Source organism: Tardiphaga sp. 709 (assembly GCF_032401055.1).
Taxonomy (GTDB): domain Bacteria; phylum Pseudomonadota; class Alphaproteobacteria; order Rhizobiales; family Xanthobacteraceae; genus Tardiphaga.
Map to the genome: position 1 here is coordinate 224,249 of NZ_CP135529.1, position 18,359 is coordinate 242,607.

The following is an 18,359-nucleotide window of genomic DNA, read 5'->3' on the forward strand; positions in this document are numbered from 1 at the left end:
TACGAAAGACAAGTTACGTCAGCTCTTGCGCCACGACGGCGACAGGCCCTCGCGCATCGCAAGGCGGCGCAACGGGCCTATAGACCCCATCGCATGCATGCCGGCCGCGCGGATCACCTGCATCGGCAGGATATCGCTGAGCAGCGAACGGTTCGCCATGTCGATGGCGAAGGTACGCGAGGAGATGTCGCTGCGGCGGATCTGCTCGAAACGCGCCAGCACCGGCGCCGCCCCGATATCCGCGCCATTCATGCCGGCATCGCGAACGACGTCAGCGATATCGCCGGCGTCGCGCAGGCCAAGATTCAGACCCTGCGCACCGATCGGCGGCACCACATGGGCGGCTTCGCCGACCAGCACGATGCGGTTCTTCGCCAGCTGTGCGGGCTGCTCGATTGCCAGCGGGAACGTGTGTCGACCCGGCTCGACCTGAACCCGGCCGAGGATCGAATGCGATTGTTTCTCGGCGGCGTCCGACAATGCCTCATCGCTCAATGCCATCAGGTGCTCGGCATCCCGGGGCTTGTTGACCCAGACGACGCTGGAGCGATTGCCGGGCAGGGGCACGAACACGCAGGGACCGGCGGGGGTGTGAAACTCCGTCGACATGTTTTTATGCGGCCGGCTATGCGCGATGTTGAAAGTCAGCGCGGTCTGCTCAAGCGCGCGTCGCTTGACTGAAATGCCCGCGGCCTCGCGGCACAGGGATTGGCGACCATCGGCGCCGACGATCAGCCGCGCCACCAAGAGCTGGCCTTGCCGCGTGCGGACCTGAACCTGCATCTCTTCCGGCGTGACCGTATCGGCCTCGTCATCGATGCGAATGAGATTGGTCAATTCCGCAGCGCGCGCTTCGAGCGCGATCATCAATTCGCGGTTCTCGATATTGTAGCCGAAGGTTTCGAGGCCGATCTCGCTGCAGACGAATTTCACTTCGGGGGCGCGGATCAGCCGGCCCGTGTCGTCCACCAGCCGCATGGTCGTCAGCGCGGCCGCCTTGTCGGCGCAGCGGCGCCAGACATCGAGGCTTTCCAGAAACGTGACGGAGCCGCCAAGCAGCGCGGTGGTGCGGTTGTCGCCGTAGGGGACGCGTCGGGCGACGAGGGCGGTACGGGCGCCGGTCTCGGCCAGCGCAAGGGCTGCAGCAAGGCCGGCGGGGCCGCCGCCGACAACGGCGACGTCATAAATGGAGGTGGAAGCAGAGGTCTCGGTCATGGCCGGACCATCGGCCTTTGGCCCGGTATTTTCAAGCCGTTACGCGCCGCGGAATCGTTCCCGGATCGTCGGGCGGCCGAGTGCCGCATCGGCGCCTGTGCAAATCGGGCCGATTCCTGCTAGCAATTCCCCGCATATGACCGCTTCGAGTCCGGACCAACTCCCGTCGTCGTCACGATCCGCGCGCGCGGCGGCGTTCTCGGTTCACATCTTTACTGCGCTCGGTGCCGGCGTGGCACTCATTGCCATGATGAGCGCCGTGCGCGGCGAATGGGCTGTGATGTTTGGCTGGCTCGGTTTGGCGCTGATCATCGACGGGCTCGATGGCCCGATCGCCCGACACTTCGACGTTGGCCGCGTGTTGCCGGATTGGTCGGGCGACGCGCTCGATTTTGTGGTCGACTTTCTCACTTACGTGTTCGTGCCGGCCTATGCGATCGCTGCCTCCGGCCTGTTGGTGCCGTGGACCGCGGTGCTGCTCGGTGCCGGTATCGTCGTCACCAGCGCACTCTATTTTGCCGACAAACGCATGAAGACCGACGACAACCACTTTCGCGGTTTTCCGGCGCTGTGGAACGGGGCGGCGTTCTATCTGTTCTTGCTGCAACCATCACCCGTCATCGCGAGCCTTGCGATTCTGGCCTTGATCGTCCTGACCTTTGTGCCGGTGCATGTGCTGCATCCCGTTCGCGTGACGCGCCTGCGCCGGTTGAACCTGTCACTGATGGCGATATGGGCTGTGCTGGCCGTCATCACGCTGATACAGAATTTCGCTGTTGCTTTGCCTATTACGGTCGCGCTCTGCGCGATCGCTTTTTACATTGTCTGCGGTGACGCCGTCATCCGCCTCATGAGGCCCTCCAAATCATGATCGAACTGTTTTCCAGCCCCGAAGCCTGGGCCGCGCTGTTGACGCTGACCGCGCTTGAAATCGTACTTGGTATCGACAATGTGATTTTCCTGTCGGTGCTGGTGTCGCGGCTGCCGGAGCCGCAGGCCACCCGCGCACGCCAGATCGGTCTGGCGCTGGCGCTTGTGTTCCGCATCATCCTGCTGAGCGTCCTCGTCTGGCTGATCGGCCTGACCGAACCCGTCATCACGGTGAGAGGCCTCGCATTCTCCTGGCGCGATCTGATCCTGATCGGTGGTGGTCTGTTCCTGATTGCCAAGGCGACGCATGAGATTCATGCCGAGGTCGAGGCGCGCGAGGGACCCGGCAACGAGAAGCCGGCACCGAACGCCTTTGCCTGGGTGATCCTGCAGGTTATCGTCGTCGATCTCGTTTTCTCACTCGACTCCATCATCACTGCAATCGGCATGGCGCAGGACATCGAGATCATGGTTGCCGCCGTCATCATCGCCTGTGCGGTAATGTATGTATCGTCCGGACCAGTGGCACGCTTCGTGGCGCAATATCCGACCACCAAGATGCTGGCGCTGGCCTTCCTGGTGCTGATCGGCGTCTCGCTGATGGCGGATGGATTCAAATTCCACATCCCGCGCGGCTACATCTATTTCGCCATCCTGTTCTCGGCGGCGGTCGAGCTGTTCAACGTGCTGGCGAAGCGCAACCGCCGAAAGCGGGCCCTGCCGGGCACCGGTTGACATCATGCGGGTGTTGGTTATCGCTTGAGACCAAAGTCATTCAGGGAGATTGAACGATGACCAAAGCCGTCCGCGTCCACGAGATCGGTGGACCCGAAGTCCTCACTTATGAAGACGTGCAGGTCCCGGCACCGGCCGCGGGCGAGGTGCGCATCCGCCAGCATGCCATCGGTGTCAATTTTATCGATACGTACTTCCGCAGCGGCCTCTACAAGGCGCCGCAGCTGCCGTTCATTGCCGGCAATGAGGCCTCGGGCGAAGTCATCGAGGTTGGCCCCGGCGTCACCGGCTTCCATCCCGGTGACCGCGTCGCGTATTATTCGGCCCTCGGCAGCTATGCCACCGAGCGCGTGTTTGCCGCCGACCGGCTGGTGAAACTGCCCGATCGCATCACCCACGAGCAGGGTGCCGTGCTGATGCTGAAGGGCCTCACGGTCTGGTATCTGCTGCACAAGACCTTCAAGGTCGAGCCGCATCACCGCGTGTTGATCCACGCCGCAGCGGGCGGCATCGGTCTGCTCGCCTGCCAGTGGGCCAAGGCCATGGGCGCGCATGTGATCGGCACCGTCGGCTCGAAAGAGAAGGGCGAGTTGGCGCTGGCCAATGGCTGCGATCACGTCATCTATTACAACGAAGAGAACTTCGTCGATCGCGTGAAGCAGATCAGCCGTAACGAACTCTGCGATGTCGTCTATGACGGTGTGGGCAAGACCACCTATCCGGGCTCGCTGTCATGCCTGAAGCCGCGCGGCATGTGGGTGTCGTTCGGCAATGCCTCTGGCCCTGTGCCGCCATTCGCCATCGCCGAACTCAACAATCACGGCTCGCTGTTTGCGACGCGTCCGAAGCTCAACGACTATGTCGCCAAGCGCTCGGAACTGCTGGAGGGCGCCGACACGCTGTTCTCGGCTGTGATCGACGGCAAGCTGCATGTGCCGATCAATCACGCCTATGCGCTGAAGGATGCGGCCAGGGCGCATGTGGACCTGGAAGCACGCAAGACCACGGGTGCGGTGATTTTGAAAGTGTGAGGTTGCTTTTCCCTCCCCCAAGCGTGGCGTAGCCACGCGCCGTGGGAGGGTGGATCGAACGCGCAGCGTTCGAGACGGTTGGGGCGGTTCAGCAGGCTCGATGTCACGTGGGGCACCCCCACCCCGGCCTTCGGCCGACCCTCCCCACAAGGGGGAGGGAAATTACTTCCGCCGGCGTTTCTATTAAAACCCCGCCACCGTCCCGTGCAGATCATACGCATCCGCGCGTTCGATCTTCGCCGTGACGATCTCGCCGACCTTCAGCGGCCGGCGTGCGGTGATATAGACCGATCCGTCGATGTCAGGCGCGTCCGCCTTCGAGCGGCCCTTTGATACAGTCGGGCCGACCTCGTCGATGATGATCTGCTGGCGGGTGCCGACCTTGCGCTTCAAGCGGCGCGCGGAAATCTTCTGCTGACGCTCCATCAGCGCATTCCAGCGCTGCTGCTTGATTTCTTCAGGCACCGCATTGGCAATGGCATTGGAGGTCGCGCCCGCCACGGACTCGTATTTGAACGCGCCGACGCGGTCGATCTGCGCTTCTTCCAGCCAGTCCAAGAGATACTGGAAATCGCTTTCGGTCTCGCCGGGGAAGCCGACAATGAAGGTCGAGCGGAGTGTGAGATCCGGGCACATCTCGCGCCACGTCTTGATGCGCGCGAGTGTCTTGTCCTGCGCGGCCGGGCGCTTCATCGCCTTCAATACTTCCGGGGCCGCGTGCTGGAACGGGATGTCGAGATAGGGCAGCACATTGCTGCCGGCATTCATCAGGCCGATGACTTCGTCGACATGCGGATACGGGTAAACATATTGCAGCCGCACCCAGGCGCCGAGTTCGCCGAGCTCTTTGGCGAGATCATAGAACTTGGCGCGGACCTCGCGATCCTTCCACGGGCTCGTCGCATATTTGATATCGACGCCGTAGGCCGAGGTGTCCTGCGACACGACCAGCAATTCCTTGACGCCGGCCTTCACCAGCTTCTCGGCTTCGAGCAGCACTTCGTTGGCCGGACGCGAAACGAGATCGCCACGCAGCTTCGGGATGATGCAGAAGGTGCAGCGGTTGTTGCAGCCTTCGGAAATTTTCAGATAGGCATAGTGCCGCGGCGTCAGCTTGATGCCCTGCGGCGGCACCAGATCGATATGGGGATTGTGCACCGGCGGCAGCGCCCGATGCACGGCGTCGAGCACGCTCTCATATTGCTGCGGGCCGGTGATCGACAGCAGGTTGGGATAGGCGGCCTCGATCTGCTCGGGCTCGGCGCCCATGCAGCCGGTGACGATGACCTTGCCGTTCTGCGCCATGGCTTCGCCGATGGCGCCCAGCGACTCCGCCTTGGCGCTGTCGAGGAAGCCGCAGGTGTTGACGATGACGATGTCGGCGCCGTCGTGCTTGCGGGCGAGTTCATAACCTTCGGCCCGCAGGCGCGTGATGATGCGCTCGGAATCCACCAGGGCCTTCGGGCATCCCAGCGAGACAAAGGAGATTTTCGGCGCGGCGGCCTGTTGCATGTTCGATCTGCCTGATTGAGAGGCAGCAGGTAGTCCCATTTGCCCATAATTACAAGGCTTTAAGCCGTGCGCGGGCGTGCTATGGGTATGCTGCATCCATGTGAGTGCCCGATGCCTGCCGACCAGTCGCCCAAAATTGTCATTGTCGACGAAAGCCCGATCCGGGCCGCGATCCTTGAGGAAGGGCTGCGGGAGGCTGGCTATGTGGACGTCCAGCATATCCGGGAGATGCATAACCTGCTGGCTCGGATTTATGCGCTGGATCCGGACGTTATCGTCATCGATCTCGAAAACCCCAGCCGCGACGTACTGGAACAAATGTTCCAGGTCTCCCGCGCGGTGCGCCGGCCGGTCGCCATGTTCGTCGACCAGAGCGACGCCGAGTCGGCGCGAGCCTCCGTCGAGGCGGGGGTATCCTCTTACATCGTGGACGGGCTGAAGAAGGAGCGGATCAAGCCGATCCTCGATCTCTGTATCTCCCGTTTCAACGCCTTCTCCAAACTGCAGGACGAGCTCGAGCGCACCAAGTCGGCGCTGGAGGAGCGCAAGATCATCGATCGCGCCAAGGGCATCGTGATGAAGCTCAAGGGCCTCAATGAAGAAGAGGCTTACGTATTGCTGCGATCCACGGCGATGCGTGAAAAGAAGAAAATCGGTGAGATCGCCCAGTCGATCATCACCGCAGCGGAGTTGCTGAAATGATCGACCACCCGCTTCGCATCGGCTTCATTCCGCTGGCCGACGCCGCCGCCCTGATTGTCGCGGTCGACAAGGGGTTCACTAAGGCTGAGGGGCTGAACGTCGAACTGGTTCGGGAAGTGTCGTGGTCGAATGTCCGCGACAAGCTGAATATCGGCCTGTTCGAAGCGGCGCATCTGCTGGCGCCCGTTGCCATCGCGTCCAGCCTCGGGCTCGGGCATGTGAAAGTGCCGATCGTGGCGTCGTTCAATCTCGGCATCAACGGCAATGCCATTACCGTCTCGCCGGCGCTACATGCGGCGCTGATGTCGGAACTCGACGGTGACCCGACCGATCCGATGGCCACCGCGCAGGCGCTGCGCCGCGTGGTCGTCGCGCGTGCCCGTGCCGGCGCCGATCCCCTGACCTTCGGCATGACGTTTCCGTTCTCGACGCATAATTACCAGCTCCGTTTCTGGATGGCCGCCGGCGGCGTCGATCCCGATGAGGACGTCCGCCTCGTGGTGCTGCCGCCGCCTTACATGGTCGACAGCCTCGCCAACGGTCACGTGGATGCGTTCTGTGTCGGCGCGCCCTGGAATTCTGTCGCGGTCGATCTCGGCGTTGGCCATATTTTGCATTTCGTCTCCGACATCCTGCTGCGCGCTGCCGAGAAGGTGCTGGCGATGAGGCAGAGCTGGGCGGAGAAGAACCCGGACACCGTGGCGGCACTCACGCGGGCGCATGTGAGTGCGGCTGCCTTCATCGAGGCGCCGGAGAACCGCAATGAGATCTCAGCGATTCTCGCCAAGCCCCAATATATCGGCGTCTCGCCGGAGGTCCTGCTGCGGACGCTGGATGGCCGGCTGAAGATTTCGCCGGATGGCACCATGCGCGAGAGCGGACGCTATCTGCTGGTCGGCCGCGAAGGAGCCGGGCGTCCCGATCCCGTTCAGGCCGCCTGGCTCTATGCCCAGATGGTGCGCTGGGGACAGGCCGCGATCAGCCCCGAGGCGCTGAAGATCGCACAGGGCGTGTTCCGCCCCGATCTTTACGATGCCGCGCTCGGTATCACCGGCAGTGCTCCGACCGATGTACCCGACGCGGTCGGCGCTTTTGCCGGTCCGCCATTCGATCCGAGCAACATCGCTGCCCATCTCGCCGCGTTCGAGATCGCGCATATGAAGTCGTAGCGGCGGCGTCAGTTCGTCGACGTGTGGATACCGCATTCCGTTTTGGCGCGGCCGCGCCAGCGGCCGGCGCGGGGGTCCTCGCCATGCGCGGTGCGGGACGTGCAGGGCATGCAGCCGACCGACGCAAATCCCGAGGCCACGAGCGGATGTGGCGGCAGCTTCGCCGACGCGTAGATCAGCCTGATCTCGTCCGGCGTGACATTGGCGAATGGATTGAATTTCAGCTTGCCGCCATCGGTTTCAACGACAGGAATGGCCGCGCGCGACGCACCCTGAAATCGCTTGCGGCCGTTGATCCATGCGCTGAACGGCGCCAGTGCCTGTGCCAGCGGTTCAACCTTCCTGATCCGGCAGCAGGTGTCGGGATCGGACGACCACAAATCCCCATCGCTGTCGTGAGCGGCAAGCGCATCCGCTGCGGGGCGGATCGTTCGCACGTCGCGCAGGCCCAGTGTCAGGATCAGTTGGTCGCGATAGGCGAGTGTCTCCTCGAACATCCAGCCGGTGTCGAGAAACAGCACGGGGATGGCGGGATCAACATCGGCCATCACCTTCAGCAGTGCCGCGGACTCCGTGCCAAACGACGATACCAGCGCGAGTCCATCGCGGCCCGCGACATCAAGCGCCGCAGCAATCACCTCGGCAGGCGAGGCTGATTGCAGCGCTTGATCGTATTGGACAGCACTTGCGACGACTCCGGGCGACAACATCTCAAACTCCTCAACACATCCAGCTTGACTGGAATAAGATTCTATATATCAGTTGTTTGTCGCCACTTAATAGAAAAATATTCTTTCTATTTGAGAAGCGCAGTTTAGATTTTTTGACCCCATAAATCGAGTTCCAGAGATGCACTTTCTCCGAGCGTATCCGCTTCGTGAGCAACGGCGAATCTCACGGCGGTTTTGAGGACCTGGAGAAGGCGTATGACGTCGACCAATCTCGAACGCGTCCGATCGGACGTGGTATCGATGGACCACCTCGATCAACTGGAAGCGCAGAGCATCTACATCCTGCGCGAGGGCTTCGCCCGGCTGAAGAAGCTGGCCCTGCTGTGGTCGCTCGGCAAGGACTCCAACGTCATGATCTGGCTGGCGCGCAAAGCGTTCTTCGGCCACGTACCGTTCCCCGCGCTGCATGTCGATACCGGCAAGAAGTTTCCGGAGATGTACGCATTTCGCGATCATTATTCGAAGGAGTGGGGACTCGACCTCACCGTCGAATATTGCCCGTCGATCGATAGTGTCGATCCGACATTACCGCCGGCGGCGCGCTCCGCAGCGCGCAAGACCGAAGGTCTCAAACTTGCGTTGGCGAAGCACGGCTTCGACGGATTGATCGCTGGTATTCGGCGGGACGAAGAGGCGACCCGCGCCAAGGAGCGTGTGTTCTCGCCGCGCGGCGTCGAGGGCGGATGGGACGTGCGCGACCAGCCACCGGAATTCTGGGATCAGTTCAACGCATCGCCGCCGCCCGGTGCCCATCTGCGCATTCATCCGATCCTGCATTGGACCGAAGCGGACATCTGGGCCTACACGGCGCGCGAAAACATCCCGATCATCCCGCTCTATCTGGCCAAAGACGGCAAGCGCTACCGCTCGCTGGGCGATGCCGACATCACCAATCCCGTCGCATCCACCGCCAGCACGATTGCCGAAATCCTGGTCGAGCTCGACGGCACCACGATTCCCGAGCGCGCCGGCCGCGCACTCGATCATGAGACCGAAGACGCCTTCGAGCGACTGCGCGTCGCCGGCTATCTGTAGAGGTGATGCCATGACCAAACCCGTCAATCCGACCTCGCTCGGAATGCCCAACGGCACCACGCGCCCGCAACTGCGCATCGTCATCGTCGGCCATGTGGATCATGGCAAGTCGACGCTGGTCGGTCGCCTGCTGCATGAGACCGGCGGCTTGCCGGATGGCAAGCTGGAGATGCTGAAAGCGGTGAGCGCCCGGCGCGGCATGCCGTTCGAATGGTCGTTCCTGCTCGATGCGCTGCAGACCGAGCGTGACCAGGGCATCACCATCGATACCACGCAGATCCGCTTCCGCACCAAATTGCGCGACGTCATTCTGATCGACGCGCCCGGCCACGCCGAGTTTCTGCGTAACATGATCACCGGTGCATCGCAGGCCGATGGCGCCGTGCTGATTGTCGATGCGCTGGAGGGCGTTCGCGATCAGACCCGGCGCCATGCCTATCTGCTGCATCTGTTGGGCGTGAAGCAGGTCGCCGTCGTCGTCAACAAGATGGACCGCGTCGATTTCAGCGCTGCGCGCTTTCAGGCGATCAGCGACGAAATTTCGGCGCATCTCATCGAACTCGGCGTCACGCCCGCCGCGGTGATTCCGATTTCGGCGCGGGATGGCGATGGCGTGGCCACCCATACCGACCGTATCGGCTGGTATCGCGGGCCGACAGTCGTGGGGGCGCTCGATGCGCTGAAGCCGGCGCTCGCGCTTGATGAATTGCCGCTGCGGCTACCGGTACAGGCGATCTACAAGTTCGACGACCGGCGCATCGTGGCCGGGCGTATCGAGGCCGGTCATCTGGCTGTCGGCGATGACGTGGTGATCATGCCCGCTGGCAAGCGAGCGAAGATCAAGAGCGTGGAGCGCTGGTCGGCGATGCTGCTGGAGGGCGAGCACGGGGCAGGGCGATCCGTCGGTATCACGCTCGACCGCGAACTGTTCGTCGAGCGCGGCGACGTGATCGCGCATGCTGGCGCGGTGCCATCGGATACACGACGACTGCGGGCGCGGATTTTCTGGCTGCACGATCAGCCGCTGACAGCGGGATCGTCGATCCTGGTGCGGCTCGGCGTGCGCGAAGTGCGCGGCCGTGTGGTCGCGATCGAAAAGGCGATCGATCCCGGCGAACTGGCCAGTGTCGAGACCAAGCAGATTGCCCGCAATCATGTCGGTGAAATCGAGATCGCACTGTCGCAACCGGTCGCCGCCGATCGCTACATCGACAATCCGCGCACCGGACGTCTCGTGATCGAGGTTGGCGGCCGGATCGCCGGTGGCGGTCTCGTGCTCTCCTTTGATGCTGCTCAACGCACTGTGTCGTCGGACATCGTGCCGGTGCAGTCGGCACTGCAGCCTGAGGAACGTTCGGCGCGCTACCGCCATCAAGGCGCGGTTGTGTGGTTCACGGGATTGCCCGGATCGGGCAAGTCGACGCTGGCGCGGGCGCTGGAGCACCGTCTGTTCGCCAAAGGCGGTTCGCCGATCCTGCTCGACGGCGACACGCTGCGTGCCGGACTCAATCGCGACCTCGGCTTCTCCGCCGCCGATCGCAGCGAGAATGTCCGGCGGCTGGCGGAGATGGCCGGCCATCTCGCTCGCAACGGTCATATCGCCATCGTCGCGGCTGTCTCACCCTCGCGCGGCGACCGCGCCGAGGCCCGCAGCGCGGTTGATACTGCATTTCGCGAGATCTATGTCGCGACGCCGGCGGATATCTGCGAGCAGCGCGATCCCAAGGGGCATTACGCCAAGGCCCGCGCCGGCGACCTGCCGGGCTTTACCGGTATCGCCAACGACTATCAGGCGCCGGAGACGGTCGAGCTGCGGATCGACACGTCGACGGTCGATGTGGGTCGCGCGATAGATGGCATCGAGGACATGCTGCGGCAGACGCAAGTGCTGGACGACGGAGCCGCTGATCTGGCGGCGTTCGAGGCGGTCTAACGGCTTAGGCCCGCGCTCACTTTTGCACCTCATGATGAGGTCAAGGAAAGCTGGTTCGCCAGCTTTCCTCTTACCGAGGCGGCGATCCCAAAAGCCATGAGCCAAGGCTGGAGGCTTCGTCGCGCAGGCTCCTAGCAACGACAGCTGTTGTTGGGGCCCGCCGTCTAATTATTGAGCGTGCGGTGCACAAACGCTGGCACCGAACAGGCGGGTTCCGCCCGGCCTCAACCATAATCACCTGATTTCTTGACGTTTTTCCTCCGAGGGCGATCTGGCACGAGACTTGAATGTCTCTATTCAACCGGCGTTCGCTGATGCCCGCCGGCCAGTTCAGATGGATTTCCGCAGCAACGAGGCTGATCGGATCGCTTCCAGAATTCAAGCCGGCGCGACGCGCTGACTTGAGCCTGCGCGGTCCGCAATCCTTATCCCCGTTGAAGCCACGCTGTGGCCCGCAGGAGCTTCGTCTCGCATGAAAATTGAAACGCTCTCCATCGACTTTACTGACGAACAGAAGCGCTACCTCGAAGGCTTTTCGACCGGGCTGCAGATCAGCCGTGTCGGCAAGGGTCTCGGCGGCGGCGCGTCAGTCAAGGCCAATGCGGAGCCGACCGGGCCGGATGCGCCGCATATCAAGGCCCAGGATCGCACGATTGCGTCGGGCAAGAAGCTGGTCGAGCAGGAGAAATGGAAGCGCGAGGAACATCCGTTCGACGCCTATCCGCGGCTGCGCGATCAGGCTGCGATCGATGCGCGGCCATCGCCGGCCGACAATTTCCGCTGGCGCTATTACGGCATCTTCTATGTCGGGCCAACGCAGGACTCCTATATGTGCCGGCTTCGGATCCCGAACGGCATCATGAAGCACTGGCAGCTTGCGGGTCTTGCCGATCTCAGTGACGAGCTGTGCGGTCCGTTCTCGCATGTGACAACGCGCGCCAATCTGCAGGTGCGCGAGATTCCGCCGAAAAATGCCGTGAAGCTGATCGAGGGGATCCAGGATCTCGGTCTGTGCTCACGCGGCTCCGGGGCCGACAACATCCGCAACGTCACGGGCACGCCGACCGCCGGCATCGACCCGCAGGAACTGCTGGACACGCGACCCTATGCGCGCGAATGGCACTATCACATTCTCAACGACCGCACGCTGACCGGCCTGCCGCGCAAGTTCAACGTCGCCTTCGACGGCGCCGGCAAGATCGCCGTGCTGGAAGACACCAACGACATCGCCTTCCAGGCAGTCGAAGTGAAGGATGGCTTCGGCGTCGCGCCTGGCGTCTGGTTCAAGCTCGGCATCGGCGGCATCACCGGCCACAAGGATTTTGCCACCGATACCGGCATCATCGTGAGGCCGGAGGACTCCACCAAGGTCTCCGACGCCATCGTGCGTGTCTTCATCGATCTCGGCGACCGCACCAACCGCCTCAAAGCGCGGCTGAAATACGTGATCGACGGCATGGGCATGGAGAAGTTCCTCACCCTCGTCGAGGAGAAGCTCGGCACGTCGTTTACGCGCGTTCCGGCGGACGCGTTGCTGCCGCGTCCGGGCTTCGATCGTACGGCGCATATCGGAGTGCACAGGCAGAAGCAGGATGGTCTGAACTGGATCGGCGTCGTGTTGCCGCTGGGCAAGGTGACGACCGATCAGATGCGGGGGCTTTCGAAGATTGCAGCCGATCTCGGCGACGGCGATATCCGCCTCACGGTGTGGCAGAATCTGCTCATCCCCGGTGTGAAAGACGCGAATGTCGCGCTGGCGACTGCGGCCATCGAAGCCCTCGGCCTTGCCATCAAGACCACCGAGATCCGCGCCGGCCTGATCGCCTGCACCGGCCGCGCCGGTTGCAAGTTCGGCAATGCGGATACCAAGCGCACGGCAACGAACGTCGCCGAATGGTGCGATACGCGCGTCGAGGTCGACACGCCGATCAACATCCATCTCACCGGCTGCCATCATTCCTGTGCGCAGCATTACATCAGCGACATCGGCATGATCGGCGCGCGCGTGGCGCTGGACGATAGCGACGACACCGTGGACGGCTTCCACATCTTCACCGGCGGCGGCTTCGGCCCACTGGCCGATGTCGGGCAGGAGGTCTATCAGAACGTCAAGTCCGAGGACGCGCCTGTTGTCGTCGAGCGGCTGCTGAAAGCCTATCTCGCCCACCGCGCGTCGCCAGACGAGACCTTCCTCACATTCTCGCGCCGTCACGACGCGGCTTCGTTGCGTAAGCTCGCTGATGAACAGGTGTCCGCATGAACCAGATGACGCCGCCGCCCAAACTCGAGATCATTCCTGCGTCTGCGCCGTTCTCGGAAGCGCAACGCTCCTGGCTGAACGGCTTCTTCGCCGGCCTGCTGTCGGATGGCCCCGCGCCGTTGTCGGCCGAGCAGGGCGCCGCGATCATGGAAGAAGACGACGGCGCGCCGTGGCATGACCAGACCATGCCGATCGCGGATCGCATGAAGCTCGCCGAGGGCAAGCCGGTTCGTCGCAAGATGATGGCGGCGATGGCGCAGCAGGACTGCGGCCAGTGCGGCTATAACTGCAACGACTATTCCGACGCGATCGCCTCCAAGGCCGAAGCGCGGCTAAATCTCTGCGTGCCGGGCGGCAAGGAGACCGCGCGGATGCTGAAGTCGCTCTATGAAGAGCTCGACAAGGCACCGGCGGGTGCTGCGCCCGCGGCAGCAGCGACGACTGCTGCTGCGGAGCCGGCCGAAGTTGCTGCGCCGGATCCGTCGACGCTCGGCCGCTCGCGCGACAATCCCGCACCCGCGGTGTTTCTCGGCCGCCGCCTGCTCAACGGCAAGGGCTCTGAGAAGGAAACCTGGCATATCGATTTCGATCTCTCGGGCTGTGGCCTCGATTACGTCGTCGGCGACAGTTTCGGTATCTTTGCGTCGAACGATCTCGGTCACGTCGACCAGATCATCGCTCTGCTCGGCGCGTCGCATACGACGGAAGTGCGTGGCAAGACGCTGCGTGAGGTGCTGCAATACGACGTCTCGCTGGCCCCGGCACCGGACTCGCTGTTCGAACTGATGTCCTATCTCACCGGCGGGGCGCAGCGCGCCAAGGCACGCGCACTGGCGCAGGGCGAGGACCCAGATGGCGATGCCGCGACGCTCGATGTGATGGCGGCGCTGCAGAAATTCTCTGGCGTGCGGCCGCATCCGGAGGCTTTTATCGAAGCGCTGGAGCCACTGCAGCCGCGGCTCTACTCAATCTCGTCATCGCACAATGCGACGCCGGGCAAACTGTCTCTCACCGTCGATATCGTTCGTTACATGGTGGGCAAGCGGAAGCGACATGGTCTCGCCTCAAGCTTCCTCGCCGATCGCATCCAGCCCGGCGATGAGCTCAAGGTCTATGTTCAGAAGGCTCATGGTTTTGCGCTGCCGGAAAATCCCGAGACGGCGATCATCATGGTGGGGCCGGGCACCGGAATCGCGCCGTTCAGGGCGTTCCTGCACGACCGCAAGGCCACCAAGGCGCCGGGCAAGAACTGGCTGTTCTTCGGCCATCAGCGCAGCACCTCCGATTTCTTCTATGCCGACGAACTTAATGGCATGAAGACCGAGGGCTTCCTCACACGGTTGTCGCTGGCCTGGTCGCGCGACGCCGGCGAGAAGTTCTATGTGCAGGATCGCATGCGCGAGGTCGGCCGCGACGTCTGGACCTGGCTCGCAGAAGGCGCCCATGTCTATGTCTGCGGCGATGCCAAGCGCATGGCCAAGGATGTGGAGCGGGCTCTGGTCGATATCGCCGCCCAGCATGGCGCGCGTTCGACTGATGAAGCGGTGATGTTTGTCAGTGAGCTGAAGAAGAAGGGGCGGTTTCAGCTCGACGTATATTGAGTTATTTGAACTGGAGCACACGGCGAATGTCGTCCCCGCGAAGGCGGGGACCCATACACGCTGGTGCATCGGTCAATGCGATGACAGTACGGTTCTGCCGTTGCCTTCACTTTTTCGACGGTGGTTATGGGTCCCCGCCTTCGCGGGGACGACGATTGAGAATGACTTTGCTGTTGTGGCCAGCAGACGGAGCATGCTTCTCCGGCGCGAAACAGCCTTCTTCGCAACGTCCGCAGAACTTGGAGAAACTCTCTCCAACTACTTCCACATTCAAAATTCCATTTCATTGACCCTGCGCGCCGCGCTGCGCATCCTCGTACCATCGAAATCACAGGGGCGGGAGTCGTCGGACTCTCACGGCTGAGCTTCCACTCAACACATTGACCATCGCATCAGCGCGAGCCGCAACACTATGCGTTGCGGCAATGGGCAGCGCTGTGCCGATCGCAAGGAGACCAGATGTCGAACGATGATCACAACCGCAAGCCGCTGATGGATCGCCGGTCGCTGTTGCGCGGCGGCGCTGCAGCCGCATTGGCCGCGCCACTCGGCGTATGGGGCGCGCAGGCGTTTCCGTTCCGGCAGGCGTCACCCATCGATTTTTCCGAATTTCCGATCTGCAGGACCGCATCGGAGGCGCCCGCGCTCACCGGCGCACCGCGCAAATTGAAGCTCTCCTGGAATGCCGGCGCGGTCTGCCTTGCGCCGCTGCCGGTCGCCATCGATCACGGCTTCTTCCAGAAGCAGAACCTCGATGTCGAGCTGGTCAATTACAGCGGCTCGACGGACCAGCTTCTCGAAGCCATTGCCACAGGAAAATCCGATGCAGGCCTGGGTATGGCGCTGCGCTGGCTGAAGCCGCTGGAGCAGGGCTTCGACGTCAAGATCGTCGCCGGCACCCATGGCGGCTGCCTGCGCGCGCTGGCGCCGGCGAAATCGGAAGTGAAGAGCGTTGCGGATTTCAAGGGCAAGACCATCGCCGTCGGCGATATGGCTGGTCCCGACAAGAACTTCTTCTCGATCCAGCTCGCGAAAGCCGGACTCAACCCGGATAAGGACGTCGAGTGGCGGCAATATCCCGGCAACCTCGTGCGGCTCGCCGTGGAGAAGGGCGAAGCACAGATCGGGCTCGCCTCCGATCCGCTGGCCTATCTCTGGCTCAAGGACGGCGAGCTGAAGGAAGTTGGCTCCAATCTCGATGGCCCCTACAAGGATATCAGCTGCTGCATCGTCGGCGTGCGCGGCAGCCTGCTGCGTGACGATCCACTGGTCGCGCGCGGCCTGACGCAGGCGCTGCTCGATGCCGCAATGTTCGCATCGCAGAATCCGGAGAAGGCTGCGAAGTCGTTCCAGCCCTATGCGCCGAAGAATGCCACCGTCGAAGATCTGCTGGGCATGGTGAAGTACCACACCCATCATCATCACCCCGTGGGCGATGCGTTGAAGCGCGAGCTGAAATCCTATGCCGACGATCTCAAGACGGTGTCGGTGTTCAAACCGTCGACCGACACCACCAAATTCGCGGAGCGCATCTATGCCGACGTATTCCGCGTCTGAGATCGCACCGCTTGGCGGTGACCGCGAGACCGCGCTCATTGCTGGCGATGGCGGACTTCAATTCGTCAGCAAGCTTCGTTTCAGCATTACGGGGATCGGGGCAGGGCTTGCGTGGCTGGCTTTCGGCCTGGCGTGCCTGCGATGGCCAGATATCGGCGACTGGCCACGCACCGAGGCTGTAGCCTATACGGCATTCGCGATTGCTGGCGGCATCGCGATTGCGACCACGGCGCAGGCGGCGCTCGGCAAGTTCGGCGATGGCGTGCAGCGGCGCGCGCCATGGTTGCTTGCCTTGGGAGCGTTCCTGACGCTGTGGGAGCTTGCAACGGCGAAATTCGGCTGGCTGCCGTTGCCGTTCTTTCCACCGCCGCAGTCCATCGTCGAGGTCTATACCGACGACCTGCCAAAACTGCTCGACAGCGCGTTCGCCTCGGTGAAGCTGCAACTCGGCGGCTATTTCATTGGCGCGGCCGTAGGCTTCCTCACCGGCGTCTCCATCGGCTGGTCGCGGCTCGCGGGTTACTGGGTGCATCCGATCCTGCGCTTCATCGGACCGTTGCCGGCGACGGCCTGGCTGCCGATTGCGTTCTTCACGTTCCCGTCGGCCTGGAGCGCCAGCACGTTCCTGATCGCGCTTGCCACCGCCTTTCCGGTGACGGTGCTGACCTGGTCGGGCGTGGCCAGCGTCAGCACCGCCTATTACGATGTCGCACGAACGCTCGGTGCCAGGCCGTCGTTCCTGGTGACCAAGGTCGCAATCCCCGCAGCCTTGCCGCATGTGTTCGTCGGCCTGTTCATGGGGCTCGGCGCGTCGTTCGCGGTACTGGTCGTGGCCGAGATGATCGGCGTCAAGGCCGGGCTCGGCTTCTATCTGCAATGGGCGCAGGGCTGGGCGTCCTACAACAACATGTATGCGGCGCTGATCGTGATGTCGCTGCTCTGCTCCGGCGCGATCACGCTGCTGTTCAAGATCCGCGATCGCCTGCTGATCTGGCAGAAGGGTGTCGTCAAATGGTAGCGCTGGCAAAACCGTTTCAGCCCGCAGCGACCGGCGCGTCGCTCGACGTCAAGGGCGTCAGCCACGCTTTCGATATCGATGGCAGCGTGTTACCGGTGCTCGACGATGTCAGCATATCCGTCGCGCCCGGCGAGTTTGTCGCGCTGCTCGGCCCCTCCGGCTGCGGCAAGTCCACGCTGCTGCGTCTGGTCGCCGGTCTCGAGCCGCCGCGCGCAGGCACGCTGGAAGAGGACGGCGTCGCCATCACCGGACCTTATCCGTCGCGCGTCGTGGTGTTCCAGGATCCGACGCTGTTTCCGTGGCGGACCGTCTGGGACAATGTCGCGCTCGGGCTCGAGGCGCAGGGTGTGCTGAAGACGCAGCGTCACCGCGTCGATGCGGCCATCGATCTCGTCGGCCTCGGAGCCTTCCGGAAGGCCTATCCGCATCAGCTCTCGGGTGGCATGGCGCAGCGCGTCGCGCTGGCGCGCGCGCTGGTCAATGATCCGCGCATCCTTGTGCTCGATGAGCCGCTCGGCAAACTGGATTCGCTGACACGCATCACCATGCAAGCCGAGCTGGTGTCGCTCTGGCAACGCAACGGTTTCACGGCACTGCTGGTGACCCATGACGTGGAGGAGGCGCTGTTCCTCGCCAACCGGGTCATCGTGTTCAGCGATCGCCCCGCGCGGGTAACGGCGGATATCACGGTCGACCGGCCCTATCCGCGCCATCGTGGCGATCCGCATCTGGCCGAGCTGCGACGACAGATCCTGGGGTTGCTCGGGCTGGATGCGACGTGGTGAGCTTCCCTGGGTCGTGAACTCATAAACGGGAACGTCCGCAACTTGTTGATCGCGGACCGGCGGCCTTAGGGCGCGCGAGCGGGTATAGCCGCTATCAGCTTGTGGAGTCGGCTTTCTCGAAAGCGATCGTGCTCTGGAAGTCGAAGGGCTTCTCACGTTCCAAGATAATGCCGGGCAGGCTCAGAGCGACGAACGCGCGGCACGC

General features: G+C 63.0%; 15 protein-coding genes. 12 read left to right on the plus strand and 3 right to left on the minus strand.

The window, feature by feature from the left end; translation table 11 throughout:
- Positions 1-18: 18 nt before the first annotated feature.
- Positions 19-1,215, minus strand: a complete 1,197-nt coding sequence (locus RSO67_RS01095) for a UbiH/UbiF family hydroxylase (protein WP_315841979.1) — start codon at positions 1,213-1,215, stop codon at positions 19-21.
- 136 nt (positions 1,216-1,351) lie between these two features.
- Between RSO67_RS01095 and pcsA the strand changes: the two genes are divergently transcribed.
- The 3 genes from pcsA to RSO67_RS01110 are packed head-to-tail and all read left to right on the plus strand — an operon-like array spanning position 1,352 to position 3,851.
- Entirely contained in the window at positions 1,352-2,086 is a 735-nt protein-coding gene (pcsA, locus tag RSO67_RS01100) for a phosphatidylcholine synthase (RefSeq protein WP_315841980.1), read from the plus strand.
- Entirely contained in the window at positions 2,083-2,820 is a 738-nt protein-coding gene (locus RSO67_RS01105; protein WP_315841981.1) for a TerC family protein, read from the plus strand. The genes pcsA and RSO67_RS01105 overlap by 4 nt, the downstream gene beginning before the upstream one ends.
- Positions 2,821-2,876: 56 nt before the next feature.
- Positions 2,877-3,851, plus strand: a complete 975-nt coding sequence (locus RSO67_RS01110; RefSeq protein ID WP_315841982.1) for a quinone oxidoreductase — start codon at positions 2,877-2,879, stop codon at positions 3,849-3,851.
- Positions 3,852-4,034: 183 nt separating this feature from the next.
- On the opposite strand, the gene rimO is transcribed toward RSO67_RS01110, so the two are convergent.
- The gene (gene rimO, locus RSO67_RS01115; RefSeq protein WP_315841983.1) at positions 4,035-5,363 is read right to left on the minus strand and encodes a 30S ribosomal protein S12 methylthiotransferase RimO; all 1,329 of its coding nucleotides are present in this window, start codon (positions 5,361-5,363) and stop codon (positions 4,035-4,037) included.
- 111 nt (positions 5,364-5,474) lie between these two features.
- On the opposite strand from rimO, the gene RSO67_RS01120 reads away from it, so the two are divergent.
- Entirely contained in the window at positions 5,475-6,065 is a 591-nt protein-coding gene (locus RSO67_RS01120) for an ANTAR domain-containing response regulator (RefSeq protein WP_089264382.1), read from the plus strand.
- Positions 6,065-7,234: a CmpA/NrtA family ABC transporter substrate-binding protein gene (locus RSO67_RS01125; RefSeq protein WP_315844139.1), complete on the plus strand. Its 1,170-nt coding sequence runs from the start codon at positions 6,065-6,067 to the stop codon at positions 7,232-7,234. Before RSO67_RS01120 ends, RSO67_RS01125 begins: the two co-directional genes overlap by 1 nt.
- A gap of 8 nt (positions 7,235-7,242) precedes the next feature.
- Here the strand turns inward: RSO67_RS01125 and RSO67_RS01130 are convergent, their stop codons facing one another.
- On the minus strand, positions 7,243-7,944 hold the full coding sequence (locus RSO67_RS01130; RefSeq protein WP_315841984.1) for a phosphoadenylyl-sulfate reductase: 702 nt from the start codon (positions 7,942-7,944) through the stop codon (positions 7,243-7,245).
- Between the two features lie 216 nt (positions 7,945-8,160).
- Here RSO67_RS01130 and cysD point away from each other — a divergent pair, with 216 nt between their 5' ends.
- From cysD to RSO67_RS01165, 7 genes are all read left to right on the plus strand, one after another.
- Entirely contained in the window at positions 8,161-9,000 is an 840-nt protein-coding gene (gene cysD / locus RSO67_RS01135) for a sulfate adenylyltransferase subunit CysD (RefSeq protein ID WP_068731681.1), read from the plus strand.
- Positions 9,001-9,010: 10 nt separating this feature from the next.
- Positions 9,011-10,933 carry an adenylyl-sulfate kinase gene (gene cysC / locus RSO67_RS01140; protein WP_315841985.1) on the plus strand — a complete coding sequence of 641 codons (1,923 nt, stop codon included), beginning with the start codon at positions 9,011-9,013 and terminating at the stop codon, positions 10,931-10,933.
- A 472-nt stretch (positions 10,934-11,405) separates the two neighbouring features.
- Entirely contained in the window at positions 11,406-13,193 is a 1,788-nt protein-coding gene (locus tag RSO67_RS01145) for a NirA family protein (protein ID WP_315841986.1), read from the plus strand.
- Complete coding sequence (locus tag RSO67_RS01150; protein ID WP_315841987.1) at positions 13,190-14,794, plus strand: sulfite reductase subunit alpha; 1,605 nt, start codon at positions 13,190-13,192, stop codon at positions 14,792-14,794. Before RSO67_RS01145 ends, RSO67_RS01150 begins: the two co-directional genes overlap by 4 nt.
- A 459-nt stretch (positions 14,795-15,253) precedes the next feature.
- Positions 15,254-16,351, plus strand: coding sequence for an ABC transporter substrate-binding protein (locus RSO67_RS01155; protein ID WP_175369097.1), 1,098 nt, complete (start codon positions 15,254-15,256; stop codon positions 16,349-16,351).
- The gene (locus RSO67_RS01160) at positions 16,329-17,369 is read left to right on the plus strand and encodes an ABC transporter permease (protein ID WP_315841988.1); all 1,041 of its coding nucleotides are present in this window, start codon (positions 16,329-16,331) and stop codon (positions 17,367-17,369) included. Before RSO67_RS01155 ends, RSO67_RS01160 begins: the two co-directional genes overlap by 23 nt.
- Positions 17,363-18,154, plus strand: a complete 792-nt coding sequence (locus tag RSO67_RS01165; protein ID WP_315841989.1) for an ABC transporter ATP-binding protein — start codon at positions 17,363-17,365, stop codon at positions 18,152-18,154. The genes RSO67_RS01160 and RSO67_RS01165 overlap by 7 nt, the downstream gene beginning before the upstream one ends.
- The last annotated feature ends 205 nt before the right edge of the window (positions 18,155-18,359 follow it).